This is a genomic window from Ruegeria sp. SCP10, assembly GCF_040329495.1.
Lineage (GTDB): Bacteria > Pseudomonadota > Alphaproteobacteria > Rhodobacterales > Rhodobacteraceae > Ruegeria.
Map to the genome: position 1 here is coordinate 1 of NZ_JBDZYF010000098.1, position 223 is coordinate 223.

General features: G+C 56.1%; 1 pseudogene. It reads right to left on the minus strand.

Annotated features, from left to right (window positions below):
* Window positions 1-223, minus strand: a pseudogene (locus tag ABLN87_RS22590) (electron transfer flavoprotein-ubiquinone oxidoreductase); the annotation flags it as partial.

Below are 223 nucleotides of genomic sequence, written 5' to 3' on the forward strand. Positions count from 1 at the left end.
TTCTGCGGCTCTTTGCCAGCAGACAGGTCGTATTTGGCGATGACTTCTTTGGACAGTGACCCGCGCACACCTTCCGACAGGAAGACATATTTGCCGTGCAATTCCATGCCTGGTTCGGTGTTCGGACCGTAGGAGCCATCCGCCTCCAGACCAAAGACACCGGCAACAACGCCTTTGACTTCGCCGTTCTCACCATAGACCATTTCGGAACAGGCCATGCCCG